A 12,870-nucleotide genomic window follows, 5' to 3' on the forward strand; every position below is an offset into this window, starting at 1 on the left:
GACTGGTCTCACTACCCCGAACACATCGGACACAAGGACTGGCCGGGATGTTTTCGATGCCATGATGGGCACCACCTTGCGGAAGACAGTGGGGCATCGCTCCCCGTTGCAAAACATGAGTGCAATGCCTGTCACCTCATCCGTGCGCAGGGAGAGTCGGTGCAAGCCGGGTTAATTGACCTTACAGGGTTGACGTTTGAGCACCCGGATGGGCTTCCAGATGACTTGCTCTGCAGTGATTGTCACACGGGAGCACTGCAGTGACATTGGAGTCGCGGTGTCCTGTTGAATTGTCAGTCGTATTACTGCTCGACTGCGGCTCAGTGCGACCGCTGGTATTTGCGATACTCGAGCGGTGCGACCCCGTAACGTTTGTGAAATGCCTTGGAGAAGTGACTCTGGTCAAAGTAGCCACTTTCCGATGCAATTGAGGAAATTGCTTCGTCGGAATGCATGAGCAACTTTCGCGCATGTTCGAGGCGGAAACGAGTGAGGATTTCGGAGTAGGATTCGTGCACTTCCTCCTTCAGGATGTGAGAGAGACGACTGGGTGAGATGCCAACATGCTGTGCGACCTGTTCCCGGCTGATGGGGCGGTTGAGGTGGGTTTCGATGTAGCTGTAGACTTTGCTGATCAGTGTGGTTTTGTCATGGGAACGGATGCGGTGCCGCTGGGCATTGAGGAAGCCACCCAGCTCTGCCTCAAGAAGCGTACAGAGTCCGTCGACATCGTCGCATTTCAAAATGGCGTTGGCGGTTTCGCAATGGTAGCGGAAGCAGGATTGGCGATGTCCGTTTTCCCGGAGACAATGTGAAATCACCGACCCCAGCAGTTCCAGTGCAAAGCCCCTGAGTTCGATGAGGGAGTAATCCGTGGACGATTGCAGACACTGCAGGAGCAGATGCAGCTTGCGACGAACCAGGGCGATGTCTTCACTCGCGATGGAATGGAGTAACGGAACCACCTGGCGCGTCCAGAGTGTGGAGAGGTCGGGGTTTGGTTGGTTTGGTGTGCGGGAGGTCAGCTTCTGATGGAGTTCGGGATCGAGGATGCGACGTTGCTGGTCGAGCAGGGCACGATTGATGATGTTGAACCGTTCGGCCAGTTCGAGCAGTGTATTGGATTCATCGGATTCCCTGTCGGGTGTGTGCGCCGTGCAGGGGTTCCCTGTGTTGCTTTCGACCGAAATCAGTGCACCGATCACGTGATTGTTCAGGTGAACGGGAAGTGCCCAAAAGGAATAGGAAATCGGACAGCGCGTGTGGTAGGGAAATTGATGTGTAAGGGCACTGTCGATGGCGAGTTTTCGCGCCTGTCGGCAGGATTCGATGCAGGGGAATTCGTCACAGTCGGGAATTCCCTGAATCAGGTTCCCATCTGTATCTGTATAGACGAGGTTTTTGCCAGTCGCTGACCGGTATTGCGTGCGAATGAGTTCAAAGACTTCGACCGTGAGTTGACCATCGCGGAACGGATCCTGGAGGAGTTGCTTGAGTGATTGTGGCATAGGCTGGGAATGAGTTATGGGGGCGATTGGGGTGGGTTCGCAGTGGGCGAAGGTTGGGATTTTGCGGGCTGCAAAGGCATTGATTACGGGTGAAAGGAATGTTTCAAAAATCTGGAAAGTTTCGATGCGAATAGAATCGAAAGTCCTGCTATGACCAGCGTGAGCGACAGGTATGGCATGAGTCGGGCGGGATTTCGCACAACCTGCAACAGGGGTTCGCCTCGGGATTGAGAAATCTGATACAGGTGGTAACCCGCATGACGCAAAGGTTGGTTTGGGGAAAGTGTGGTTTGAAAAGATGCTCCCGACCTTGGGTCGTCGAGTTGAATCCAGCTGGTCATGCTTTTGGGGATATCGGTTCCGGGGTAGGTGGTTTGCTCGTTGCGAAGCAGTGTGAGCGCAAAGGGAAGCATGTGCCGCTCGACCCGGAGTTCGATCACGAAAGGTGAATCCTCTTCCGGAACGGGTTGAGCGGGGATTTGTCCTTCAAAGGCAGTGTTGACCAGCCAAACTCCCAAACTGCCGTGCGAAGTGATCGCTTCAATTTGCGCTGAAGCAAGGTGGCGCTCGCTGATGCCGGATTGGGTGGAACGGGGCTGAGGGATCACTTGAAGATTGCGACCGACCCCATGGGTTGCACTGGCTCGCTGAGAATCTGATGGGGAACTGTTGAGGGATTGAAGGATGGAGTTGGCATGAAAGTTGAGGACCTTCAGTTGAAAAGGGAGGTCGGGATGGCTGAGTGTGGCACCGGGTCGCAGGGATTTGTCTGGAAAGCGCAGCTCCTGCGTTTTTTTCGGTTGGCTCGAGTTGATCACGACGAGTTCGTCCCGATGCGGGCTGATTGCATGGGTGATGGCAGTGTTTTTCTCCAGCCCCATCAAGTAAATCCGCTGGGCATGATCGGTGATCGCCTGACCGGCAATGAGTCCGAGAATGCCTGCGTGCAAGAGCAGGAGCCCCACATGTCCCACTGTGCGGCGAAAGCTGCGGAGGTGGGAGCAGATCAGGTTTGCGATCAGCAGCGGACCCAAGAGATACCCACCTGGAATGGGAAGTGCAATCCAGGACAGGAATTGTGCGAGAGGCCACTGATCAGGATAATGCCAGATCGCTACAACATTGCGAAAGTAGAGTGCCTGTGCCTGGGGGATTCCGATTTCGGCCATATCCAGGCTGGCGAAAAACAGCAGTGCCATCGACAGGCATAACAACCCTGTCGTGAGTTTCAGTGACGAAACCAGTCGAAATGCAGGATGATGCGTCAACACGTTTTGGGGTGGCAAACCTGTTTTGACAGATTTTGAGCCTCAGATTAGCGCATTCTTTGTCCGGGTCAATACAGAGGTTCAGGTGCCTTTCATAGGCAAAGTAGAGGGAGCTTCCAGCTCGCTCAGATTCGAGGTCATACAAAGTAGAGGGAGCTTCCAGCTCGCGTCATGGATGTAAGTGGAAAGAAAGCCACAAGTTTGCAGCGATTTGATGCCATGGATGGCGCGTGCTGTAAGCTCCCGCTACGGTATTGGTCTCGAGTCGTAATCGTCACAGCAATGCGGGGACCACTGCCGTTTCTCCCCGATGTTCCCGAACGGCATTCACCTTTTGCAGGTAGTGGGATTTCATGGCGGATTCGAAGGCTGCGTTGTTGGCATAGTCGAAACCAAAGACCGCTGGCCACAGTGAAGGATCTTCCATGCAAAGATAGAAGAACACCTCGTTGTGCCAGGGAGAAAAGGCATCGTAGACCCGCTTGAAAAACTGTTGCTTGAGTTCGATTGGATATGAAGTCTTTCCGGCTGCATCTTCAAAAGGCATCTGCAGGATCTTACTCTTCTGCTTGCGCTCGCGAAGCTGTTTCATAACGGGTTTGATGAACGTGAGTGTCCCCATCGATACCAGAGCAACTTCACTGGATTGAAAAGTGTCCGTGAGCTGCCTGACCAGGGCAGGGTATTCCACTTCCCAACCTTGGAAGGCGACAATCGGATGCAGGTGAAATCCCACCAGAATGCCCCGGTCTGCGATTTTCCGTGCGGCGGAGATTCGGGCTTGAAGGGGGGCCGTTCGCAGTTCCTCATTGCGAACGATGGTGTCGGCATTCATCGACCAGGTGCAGATGACGTTGGACGGCACGGGATTGTCGAGAAGGTAGTGGGTGTTGGCGGACTTTGTCTTGAGTTCAAGAATCACATTGGGATGACGTTCCGCCCACGAAAAGAGATCCTGCAACACGTTGTTCTTGTTTCCCCAGAGCAGGGAATCGGAGGATTGACCTGTGCCAATGTGATAGCAGCGATTCGGGTCGAGTTCGATGCGTTCGAGTTTTTCCCTGAAATTGCCCTGAAAAATAATTTCTTCGCCATGGTAAAACGACTGGATTGAACAGTAGGTGCATTCAAAACCGCAGTTCATCACGGCATCCAGGGTTTGCAGGTTGCAGCAACGGGTCTTGTCCGAAAACACGGGGCACAGACCCAGTATTTTGTCGTCGGAGTCTTTTTTGCTAAAGGTGATGGGACCCTTTGTTTTCAGGGGTCGAGCATCGGGGTTGTAGTGCGGAAGATCGGATTTGAGCTGTTGCCAGCGATCACGCAACCGCCGCATTACCATCTGCTTACGCTGTTTAGGTGAAAGGTGTTCCACACCGCTGATATCCCAGAGTGCATCGAGCAAGCCTGCGTCCCACATCTCAAAGTCGGTCGTGAATTCCACTACCTGCATCAAGTCCTGATGGGACAGGTGCAGTGAATCCGCACGTTCGAGAATACAGTCTCGATTGCGTGGATCGAGATTGTTGAAGAAACGGTTTTCCGAGAGTTGCTGACTTTTGGAAATGACGGGACTGTGGGAACAATGAGACATGGACGTTGTGATTGCTGTGAGGGGCACCCTAGTCAGGTCGGTGCGAATGGCAAGCACCCAAGCGAGCGGAGACGTTGAGGGGTGAGATAGTGGAAAGTGGAAGGTAGAAAGTTGAAAGTTGAAAGTGAAAGGTAGAAAGTTGAAGGTGGAAAGTTATGGGCGGTGGTATGGGAGAAGGCGAGGAATGGGTTGAATTTGCGCGACAAGTCGTCAGGCTGTACCGTATTGCTGATGAGAGATCTGATCCAGACCATTGAACGTATTCGCAGGGATTTTCCATTTTTTTCTGCGCAGCATGCATCCAGTCAATGGGTGTACCTCGACAACGCTGCTACGACGCAGAAACCGCAGGTTGTCATTGATGCGCTGGTGGAATTTTACAGCAGCTACAATGCAAACATCCATCGGGGGCTGTACGAATTGAGCGAGCGGGCAACCCAGGCCTACGAAGGTGCTCGTGCAAAGGTTGCGGGATTTCTCAATGCACGTAGTGAGAGTGAGATCATTTTCACCAAAGGAGCAACGGAGTCCCTGAACCTGCTCGCCTCATCCTGGGGTGGCACACAGCTGCAGCCGGGAGATGAAATCCTGCTGTCGGAAATGGAACACCATGCCAACATTGTGCCTTGGCAGATGGTGGCCCAGGCAACGGGTGCGCGCGTCGTGACCATACCGATGAATGAGCAGGGCGAACTCGATCTGGAGGTTGCCGAGAAACAGCTCAAGGCGGGATCTGTCAAATGCATGAGCATCGTGCACATTTCCAATGCGCTGGGGGTTCGCAATGATGTGGAGCATCTCGTTCGCACGGCGGTTGCAAACGGCGTGTTCACCATTGTGGATGGATCGCAGGCGGTGTCGCATTTTCCGGTCGATGTGCAGTCTTTGGGGTGCGACGCATATGTTTTTTCCGGTCACAAGCTCTTTGCTCCGACAGGCATCGGAATTCTCTGGGCGCGCAGTGAAGTCCTTGCCGCCATCCCTCCCTATCAGGGTGGGGGAGACATGATTCGCAAGGTGTCATGGCAGGGAACCACCTTTGCCGAACCGCCGTCGAAGTTTGAAGCTGGCACCCCGCACATCGCAGGTGCCATTGGTCTGGGTGCTGCCATCGACTACGTGCAGTCGCTCGGATTTGAGACGATTGGCGCAATCGACCACCTGTTATTTGAAAAGGCGTCAAAAACGATAGAGCAAATTCCCGGACTTCGACGCGTTGGGAGCAGCGATTCACAACTCGGAGTTGTGTCGTTTGTGGCAGATGCAATTCACGCAAGTGACCTCGCTTCGTTTCTCAGCGTGGACAAAATCGCAGTTCGAACAGGGCACCACTGTGCGCAACCCCTGATGGATCGGCTGGGCATACAGGGAACCGTAAGGGCATCCTTTTCGATTTATAATCACCCCGACGAACTGGATCGACTGGGGAAGAGTCTGGAGCGAGCGGTTCGCATGTTGGGATGAGGAGCTTGCATGAAGGTATGAACCGTGAACTGTACCAGGAGTTGATTCTTGAACACTTCCGTTCCCCCCGATTCAAACAAGCTTTGGCGATCAGCGATCCCGGTGTGTTCACACTGCAAAATCCCCATTGCGGCGACCAGGTGATCTTGCGGGCGATTGAGTTGGATGAGGGGCGGCTGCGATGGGAACACAATGCTTCGGGCTGTGCGGCATCGGTAGCATCCACCTCGATGCTCTGTGAACAGTTGCAGGGGCTTGAGGTGGGGGAGGCGCGGGTGCAGATTGAGGCATTTCTGAACGCACTTCGGAGTCCGGTGAATGCGAACTCCCCTCTTGATGCTTCATCAATGCTGCCAGAAGCGATGCAGGGGAATCTTGAGTTGGAGGCACTGTTGTTGTTCCGTTCCAATGCGGCTCGGCAGTTCTGCGTATCACTGGCATGGACCTGCGCCGAGAATGCGCTTGCGGCACTGTGAGAGGGTGCCTAGCTTGAAGATTTGGACCCATGCAAGCACGTGAAGCAGGATTGGATGTCATCGCCCGTGGCAAGGCGTATCTCGATATGGAAGCACAGGCGGTTTGCCTGACCCGGGATCACTTGGGCGCTTCATTTCAGCAGGTATTGTCGCAGGTGCACGAAAGTTACCGTCGACGGAACAAACTCATCTTCTCCGGTGTCGGCAAGAATGAACCCATTTGCGAAAAAATCCGGGCGACCTTCAACAGTACGGGCGTGACTGCCGTGTATCTGGACCCGCTCAAAGCGTTGCACGGGGATCTTGGACTTTGCGATGCGGGGGACCTCGCGTTTCTTTTCAGCAACAGTGGAGAATCCGAGGAGTTGATCGTGCTGAATTCTTTCCTGAAACGCATGGATGTCACAACCATCGCGCTGACGTCGAAACCGGAGAGCCAACTGGCACGCCAATGTGATTTTTGTCTACCATACCAGTATGGGGAGGAGGCCTGTCCGTTGAACCTCGCTCCAACATCGAGCACGACCGCAGCGCTCGCCCTCGGGGATGCCCTGGCTATGGTGTTTTTGGAAATGCGCGGACTGAGCAGGGACGATTTTGCGAAATATCACCCGTCCGGAAATTTGGGTCGTTCCTTGTTATTGCGTGTGGATGAAGTCATGCGAACGGGCGACCGCATGGCAGTGCTGCCCGTTGATTGTGTGATCCGGGATGCCATTCTTTCGATCAGCAAGGCGCGCTGTGGCATCATTGCGCTGGTCGAAACTGACAGCGGAAAACTTGCAGGTGTTTTCAGCGATGGTGATTTTCGGCGTGCGGCACTGCGGGAGCAGCAGGTACTCGATGTTCCGGTACGCCAGTACATGACGGCGTCGCCGATCACGGTGCAAAGCGGACAATTGGCGGTGGAGGCGCTCCGCATTTTTCAGCACCATCGCATCAATGATTTAATCGTGGTGGACAGTGCTGGTTGTCCGATTGGGCTGATCGATGGGCAAGACCTGCCTGCGATTCAGCTGGTGTAGACTAAACGCTGCTCATGGATTCACCCGAACACAGACCCCTTCGTCCTCCCGATTCGGCTGAGTTCCGGGGAAAGCCTAGCGAAGTGCAGGCACAGGCCTGGTTCGACCATGCCTCCTGGGCGGAGAGCCAAGGTGCGTTTTCGGAAGCCGTATCTGCGTGCATGCAGGCGTGGAAGCTGCAACCGCAGCACCTTCACTATTATGAAACGCTGCGAGGCTTACTCGAGCGGCACCGGCAGGTTGATGTGCTGCTTCAGGTATTGGAGTTGGGCGCACAGCTGTTTCCAGATCATCTGCCCACGTGGGTCAGCCGAAGTCGTTGGCTCAATGAGCGTGGTGAATTTTCAGCAGGAATGCAGGCTGCCCGACGCGCCCTTGCGCTGGATGAACATTGCTGGGAAGCGATGGGGAATCTGGGAAATGCCCTGCGCGGACTGGGCGACTACAACGGAGCGGCTTCCTGTTTTGAAGCGATTTTGCAGAAACTTCCCAACCCTGCTCAGGCTCGGTTCAATCTGGCTTGTGTTTTGTTGGCAAGTGGCGACAGAAGTCGGGGATTGCAGTACTATGAGAGTCGCCTGGAGCTGCCGGGTTATGAGCGTTTGCGCGCGCGCAACTCCGCACCGCACTGGAGGGGGGAACCGCTTTGGGGAAAGCGGTTGCTGGTCTATGCGGAGCAGGGACTGGGAGATACGCTGATGATGGCGCGCTATCTCCCGTGGCTGTTGCAGCAGGGGGCGAAGGGTGTGATCGTTGAGGTTCAGAAACCTGTTTGCTGGTTGCTCAGGCAGCAATCGCACCTGAACAGCATTGAGTGGATCGAGCGGCAGCAGCTGGATGCACCGCTTGAACTGGACACGGACTTTCAAATCCCGATGCTTTCCCTCATGCACCTGGCCTCCGAGGGAATGAATGCATGCAGTATGTCTGCTGCCTACCTCGAGTGGCCCGATGTGCAGGCTGAACGGGCGCGGGCATTGCTCGAATCCGTGCCTTCACCTTCACTGCGCATTGGAATCGCATGGCAGGGAAATCCCGGTGCTGCCATAGATCGCGGGCGCTCGCTTTCAGTTGAGCGACTGCATCCTCTGCTGACAATGCCGGGAATACACTGGTTTTCGCTGCAGAGTCGAGTTGGATTACAGGGAATCGAAGCATGGAGTGAAGCGTGTCCCCACTTTCACGTCTTACCCCAACTGGATGAGTCGGGACTTCCGTTTGAGGAGAGTCTGACTCTGATGCGCGGACTGGATCTGGTGATCACGAGCGATACCGCGCTTGCACACCTGGCTGGAGCGCTGGGCGTTCCCTGCTGGATACTGCTGCAGCGTTATCCAGAGTGGCGCTGGGGACTTGAGGGTGATCGCAGCTGCTGGTACGAATCCGTTCGGCTGTTCCGCCAGCAGGTTCCCGGAGATTGGGACTGCGTGGTGACAGCGGTGGCAAATGCACTAAAGGCGTTGTGAACTGGAACGGAAGTCCGGTATGGAACCTGAGAGGGTTGCGATAGTTTTTGTTGATTGCCCTGCTCTTTCCCTCAGCCCCACCATTCCGTTTTGTCCACGGTGGTTTCAAAGTTGGCTTCAATGCGTTCGGGCGGGCCATCGGCCTTGCGTTTTTGGGAAGGTTCGCCGATGAACACGAGACTTTCGCGCGGGCACTTTTCGATGGATTTCTCGAATCCAAAAGTTCCGTCGTAGGTGTCGTAGTCCACGACGGGCAAGTTGTCCACCATGTTGAGCAGACCTTCTGAAGGTTTTGCGCAGGCGGAACAACCAATGCAGCCAATGGTGCAGACCTCCTTAACCAAAGGTCCTTTGTCGCGGTTGGAACAGGCGACTACCAGCACTTCGGTATTTTTGAACGGAACCATCGTGATGATGCCGCGAGGACAGGCTGAGACGCAGGCCTTACATCCGGTGCACTGCTTCGGATCGATCACGGCGAGTCCATCGGTCATCGTGATGGCGTTGTATTCACAGACATCAAAACAGTCGCCATAACCGAGACATCCGTAGGTACAACCTTGCACACCGGGTACCAGATTTGCGGCGGCACAGGTCTGTTCCCCAAAATAGGGTTGTTGCTTCAAGCGTTGCTCGCGAGTCGCCGCGCAGTGCACGACGGCCTTAAAAGGCCAGGTCTGATCGAGCGTTGTGCCCATGATCCCGGCAATTGCCTGTGCACAGGAGGTGCCACCGGGACCGCAGAGATTGAGTTCGGCCTTTCCGTCTGCCACCGCTTGGGCATACTCGAGGCATCCGACGTATCCGCACCCACCGCAGTTGGCACCTGGAAGGGATTGGTTGATGGCCTCGACTTTTGGATCGGTTTCGACATGAAAGGCGACATTGGCCCATCCAAGGATGAGGGCCATGAGAATGGCGAGCGTCAGCAAAATACCGGCGGCAAAGAGAATGGTGACAAGGGTGGTGTCCATAACAACGTTGATTTTTAGGGTCGCAGGAATCGTTCAGGGGGTGGTTATGCTGTAAAGGGCTTCGGCAACACCGCGATCCACTCCGGTAAATCCCATGAATGCCATTGCCAGAATGCCGGCGACGAGCAGGGCAATTCCAGGTCCTTTGAGTGCTTTGGGAACGTCACACAATTCGAGTTCTTCGCGCAGCCCTCCCATGATGACGATTGCGATGGTAAAGCCAATGCCTCCACCAACGGCAAGCGCAAGTGCTTCATGCAGACCCCAGAGTTTGGCGGGGTTTTGCAGCTGCTTCATGATTTCGAGGCAGGCAAAGAGGATGGCACAATTGGTGGTGATGAGGGGAAGGAAGATGCCGAAAGACTTGTGCAGTGCAGGGAAGAATTTACGAACATACATCTCCACAAACTGCACACTCGAGGCGATCACAAAGATGTAGGCAATGTAGCTGAGGATGGACAGGTTGATGTCTGCCTCAGGGGCACCTCCGAGAGCGTGAAAAATTCCGTTTGCCAGCGGTGCTCCGGGGCGAAGGATGTAGTAGGTGAGCACCCAGCTCAGTGCCGAGGCAATCGAGATGACAAAGGTGACGGCGCATCCCATTCCAAAGGCCATGTCCACCTTGCGCGAGACTCCGAGAAATGGGCAGATCCCGACGAAATAATGCAGCACGAAGTTGTTGATCAGTGCGGCTCCGATGAAAATCAATACGAGTGAAATCAAGGTGTCCATGGTGGCGTGAAGGGTTTGGATGCGCAGTATCAGGGGTTCAGGCAGGATGGTGCGTTTTTTTACGGTGAGTCCACCAGTTGACCAGACCCAGCAGCATGCCGAGCGTCAGAAAGGCTCCCGGAGGCAGCACGAGGATGCCCCATCCCGGCCAGGCGGAGGGCAGGACCTGGATTCCAAAGATGCTTCCCATGCCAAGCACTTCACGCACCAGCGCGATGCTGGCAAGGGCGAGCGCAAAGCCGAGACTCATGCCAATTCCGTCCATGATGGAGGGAAGCAGGGGCTGCTTGGAGGAACAGGCTTCGCATCGGGAAATGATGAGACAGTTCACAATGATGAGGGGCACGTAGGGACCCAACTGCTTGCTCATCGAATACAAATAGGCAGCCAGAATTTTATCAGCAATGGTGACAAAGGTTGCGATGGTGAGCGTAAAGACCAGAATGCGCAGGTGCGGCTTGAGCAGATGCCGGATAAGGCTGGTCATAATGTTGGCGCAGATCAGCACAAACGCAGTTGCGGCTGCCATGGTCAGGGCGGGCTTGAGACTGTTTGTCACAGCAAGGGTTGGACAGAGTCCAAGCAGTCCGCGATAGACGGGGTTTTCCGGAAGAATGCCCTGAATGAGGCGTTCCATGGGAGTGGGTGTGCTAGTGGACATGGTAACTGGGTGTCAAAGGATCGGCGCGAAGGGTGAAATGGTGAACATCGATGAAAGTGGTGAATGAATCATCAAATCTGTGATGCAATGAAGGGTTTGGCCAGGCGGATGGCTTCGTTGACGGCGTCGGCCACCGTCACGCTGGAGATGGTTGCACCCGTTACGGCGGTGACTTCGGATGCCTTTGCAGGCGCGGATTTTACAATGCGGATGGGAGTGTCAGTGGATTTGCCGTCAAATTGACTGTGAAAGGCGGGTTCGACGATCAGGTTGCCCAGTCCGGGCGTTTCCTTCTGGTCGATCACGCGGAGACTCAGGATGGTGCTGCAGTTGTAGTCGGTTCCAACCAGAACCTGAATACGGTCTGCAAATCCGAGTGCCGATGCAGGTAGTACCCAGCCAATGCCTTGAGATTCCGGACCCGTGACTTGGTAGAGGGTGCGGTTCTCCCCGTTTTCCATTGGCATGAGCAATTCCGTTACTTCGAAGGCTTCAGGGTTGCCCACGAGTGAAGGGATCAACGAGTAGGTTTCGTTCTTGATGTTCTCGGCAATTTTTGGGGAAAGCGTGCTGTTTACAAAGGCAAGGCCGCCTCCGTAGAGAATGGCCAGCAGTAGTACCAGCCAGGCTTGGGAAAGATAGTGAATGGAAAATTTGTTGCTCACGATTCTTGGGATCTCGTTGTGAAAGGGTAGGTTGAAAGAAAGGTATGATCGGCTTCACGGCTTTGCGGGGATGGGTCCTCCGATGGGGGTTGGAATGGTCCATCGGTTGATGAGGGGAACGACTGCGTTCATGAGCAGTACGGCAAACATGACTCCCTCGGGATAGGAACTGAACACGCGCAGGATCATGATCAGAGTCCCGACACCCAGGCCAAAGATCAGTCGTCCTTTGGGGGCGAGCGGACTTGATACCGGGTCGGTTGCAATGAAGAACGCACCGAAGAGCAAGGAACCCGAAGCAAGATGCTGAATGACGTTCAGATTGGAAATGCCGGTGAACTCAAAGATCAACCCCAGTACGATGCAGCTGGCGAGAACACCAGCGGGAATCTGCCAAGCTGCAGTGCGACGCACCAGCAGGTAGGCACCTCCGGTCAGAATGGCGAGCGCGCTGGTTTCCCCGATGGAACCGTTAGTGGTCCCCAGAAACAGGGGCCAGAATCCCGGCATGCTGGCACCCGCAGATTCTTTTGCGAGCGTCAGAGGAGTGGCCTGGGTGAGGATGGTGCTGGATGCATCCGGATACACATAGGCACTGGCTCCCAGAGCACCCGCAAAACTCAGCATCACAAATGCGCGACCGACCATGGCAGGATTGAACAGATTCATACCCAGTCCGCCAAAGACCATCTTGCCAAGGGCAATGGCCATGAAAGATGCGATGATGGGAACATACAGCGGTGCACTCCAGGGGAGCGATAATCCGAGGATCAAACCGGTGAGCAGTCCCGAGGCATCAGCAATAGAAGCGGGCTTTCCGGAGAGTTTTTTCCATGCCGATTCGGTGAGTGCACACACGAGCATGCACAGCCCGATTTGAACGATGGCATGCCAGCGGAAGACCCACAGGGACAGGGCCACCACAGGAATCAGTGCAATCATGACATCGATCATCATGCGCTGGGTGCTGGTGGTCGTGTTGGAAAAGTGGGGGGAAGATGCGACGGAAACGTTCATGCAGAATCGGATAATCGATG

Annotated in this window: 13 protein-coding genes; 5 read left to right on the forward strand and 8 right to left on the reverse strand. The window is 54.9% G+C overall.

Features of this window, described 5'->3' with window-relative positions; genetic code table 11:
• A partial coding sequence (locus ABQ298_08740; protein ID MEQ9824455.1) for a cytochrome C occupies positions 1 to 264 on the forward strand: 264 nt, incomplete at its 5' end.
• 56 nt (positions 265 to 320) lie between these two features.
• Here ABQ298_08740 and ABQ298_08745 read toward each other — a convergent pair.
• The 3 genes from ABQ298_08745 to ABQ298_08755 all read right to left on the reverse strand — a co-directional run bounded on the left by ABQ298_08745 (position 321) and on the right by ABQ298_08755 (position 4,370).
• The gene (locus ABQ298_08745) at positions 321 to 1,508 is read right to left on the reverse strand and encodes an AraC family transcriptional regulator (protein ID MEQ9824456.1); all 1,188 of its coding nucleotides are present in this window, start codon (positions 1,506 to 1,508) and stop codon (positions 321 to 323) included.
• 83 nt (positions 1,509 to 1,591) lie between these two features.
• Positions 1,592 to 2,794 (reverse strand): cytochrome c biogenesis protein ResB, encoded by a 1,203-nt coding sequence (locus tag ABQ298_08750; protein MEQ9824457.1) that lies wholly within the window; start codon positions 2,792 to 2,794, stop codon positions 1,592 to 1,594.
• A gap of 256 nt (positions 2,795 to 3,050) precedes the next feature.
• Positions 3,051 to 4,370, reverse strand: a complete 1,320-nt coding sequence (locus ABQ298_08755; GenBank protein ID MEQ9824458.1) for a spore photoproduct lyase family protein — start codon at positions 4,368 to 4,370, stop codon at positions 3,051 to 3,053.
• Positions 4,371 to 4,601: 231 nt separating this feature from the next.
• On the opposite strand from ABQ298_08755, the gene ABQ298_08760 reads away from it, so the two are divergent.
• From ABQ298_08760 to ABQ298_08775, 4 genes are read left to right on the forward strand one after another with little or no spacing between them, the layout of a single operon-like run.
• Positions 4,602 to 5,834 (forward strand): cysteine desulfurase, encoded by a 1,233-nt coding sequence (locus ABQ298_08760; GenBank protein ID MEQ9824459.1) that lies wholly within the window; start codon positions 4,602 to 4,604, stop codon positions 5,832 to 5,834.
• 17 nt (positions 5,835 to 5,851) lie between these two features.
• Positions 5,852 to 6,310 (forward strand): iron-sulfur cluster assembly scaffold protein, encoded by a 459-nt coding sequence (locus tag ABQ298_08765; GenBank protein MEQ9824460.1) that lies wholly within the window; start codon positions 5,852 to 5,854, stop codon positions 6,308 to 6,310.
• A gap of 29 nt (positions 6,311 to 6,339) precedes the next feature.
• A complete protein-coding gene (locus ABQ298_08770) occupies positions 6,340 to 7,335 on the forward strand; it encodes a KpsF/GutQ family sugar-phosphate isomerase (GenBank protein MEQ9824461.1) in 996 nt (331 codons plus the stop codon).
• Positions 7,336 to 7,349: 14 nt separating this feature from the next.
• The gene (locus ABQ298_08775; protein MEQ9824462.1) at positions 7,350 to 8,801 is read left to right on the forward strand and encodes a tetratricopeptide repeat-containing glycosyltransferase family protein; all 1,452 of its coding nucleotides are present in this window, start codon (positions 7,350 to 7,352) and stop codon (positions 8,799 to 8,801) included.
• 71 nt (positions 8,802 to 8,872) lie between these two features.
• Here the strand turns inward: ABQ298_08775 and ABQ298_08780 are convergent, their stop codons facing one another.
• From ABQ298_08780 to ABQ298_08800, 5 genes are all read right to left on the reverse strand, one after another.
• Positions 8,873 to 9,775: an RnfABCDGE type electron transport complex subunit B gene (locus ABQ298_08780; GenBank protein MEQ9824463.1), complete on the reverse strand. Its 903-nt coding sequence runs from the start codon at positions 9,773 to 9,775 to the stop codon at positions 8,873 to 8,875.
• 33 nt (positions 9,776 to 9,808) lie between these two features.
• Positions 9,809 to 10,507, reverse strand: coding sequence for an Rnf-Nqr domain containing protein (locus tag ABQ298_08785; protein MEQ9824464.1), 699 nt, complete (start codon positions 10,505 to 10,507; stop codon positions 9,809 to 9,811).
• 37 nt (positions 10,508 to 10,544) lie between these two features.
• The gene (rsxE, locus tag ABQ298_08790) at positions 10,545 to 11,168 is read right to left on the reverse strand and encodes an electron transport complex subunit RsxE (GenBank protein MEQ9824465.1); all 624 of its coding nucleotides are present in this window, start codon (positions 11,166 to 11,168) and stop codon (positions 10,545 to 10,547) included.
• Between the two features lie 71 nt (positions 11,169 to 11,239).
• A complete protein-coding gene (locus ABQ298_08795; GenBank protein ID MEQ9824466.1) occupies positions 11,240 to 11,833 on the reverse strand; it encodes an FMN-binding protein in 594 nt (197 codons plus the stop codon).
• Between the two features lie 54 nt (positions 11,834 to 11,887).
• Positions 11,888 to 12,850, reverse strand: a complete 963-nt coding sequence (locus tag ABQ298_08800) for an RnfABCDGE type electron transport complex subunit D (GenBank protein MEQ9824467.1) — start codon at positions 12,848 to 12,850, stop codon at positions 11,888 to 11,890.
• Positions 12,851 to 12,870: the final 20 nt, after the last annotated feature.

Source organism: Puniceicoccaceae bacterium (assembly GCA_040224245.1).
In the GTDB taxonomy this organism is placed as follows: domain Bacteria; phylum Verrucomicrobiota; class Verrucomicrobiia; order Opitutales; family JAFGAQ01; genus JAKSBQ01.

What these genes read in the sequence shown, in the direction of transcription:
- ABQ298_08770 (MEQ9824461.1), top strand. Translation starts at nt 6,340, where the DNA reads ATGCAAGCACGTGAAGCAGGATTGGATGTCATCGCCCGTGGCAAGGCG.
- ABQ298_08760 (MEQ9824459.1), top strand. Translation starts at nt 4,602, where the DNA reads ATGAGAGATCTGATCCAGACCATTGAACGTATTCGCAGGGATTTTCCA.
- ABQ298_08755 (MEQ9824458.1), bottom strand. Translation starts at nt 4,370, where the DNA reads ATGTCTCATTGTTCCCACAGTCCCGTCATTTCCAAAAGTCAGCAACTC.
- rsxE (MEQ9824465.1), bottom strand. Translation starts at nt 11,168, where the DNA reads ATGTCCACTAGCACACCCACTCCCATGGAACGCCTCATTCAGGGCATT.
- ABQ298_08800 (MEQ9824467.1), bottom strand. Translation starts at nt 12,850, where the DNA reads ATGAACGTTTCCGTCGCATCTTCCCCCCACTTTTCCAACACGACCACC.
- ABQ298_08775 (MEQ9824462.1), top strand. Translation starts at nt 7,350, where the DNA reads ATGGATTCACCCGAACACAGACCCCTTCGTCCTCCCGATTCGGCTGAG.
- ABQ298_08785 (MEQ9824464.1), bottom strand. Translation starts at nt 10,507, where the DNA reads ATGGACACCTTGATTTCACTCGTATTGATTTTCATCGGAGCCGCACTG.
- ABQ298_08765 (MEQ9824460.1), top strand. Translation starts at nt 5,852, where the DNA reads ATGAACCGTGAACTGTACCAGGAGTTGATTCTTGAACACTTCCGTTCC.
- ABQ298_08745 (MEQ9824456.1), bottom strand. Translation starts at nt 1,508, where the DNA reads ATGCCACAATCACTCAAGCAACTCCTCCAGGATCCGTTCCGCGATGGT.
- ABQ298_08780 (MEQ9824463.1), bottom strand. Translation starts at nt 9,775, where the DNA reads ATGGACACCACCCTTGTCACCATTCTCTTTGCCGCCGGTATTTTGCTG.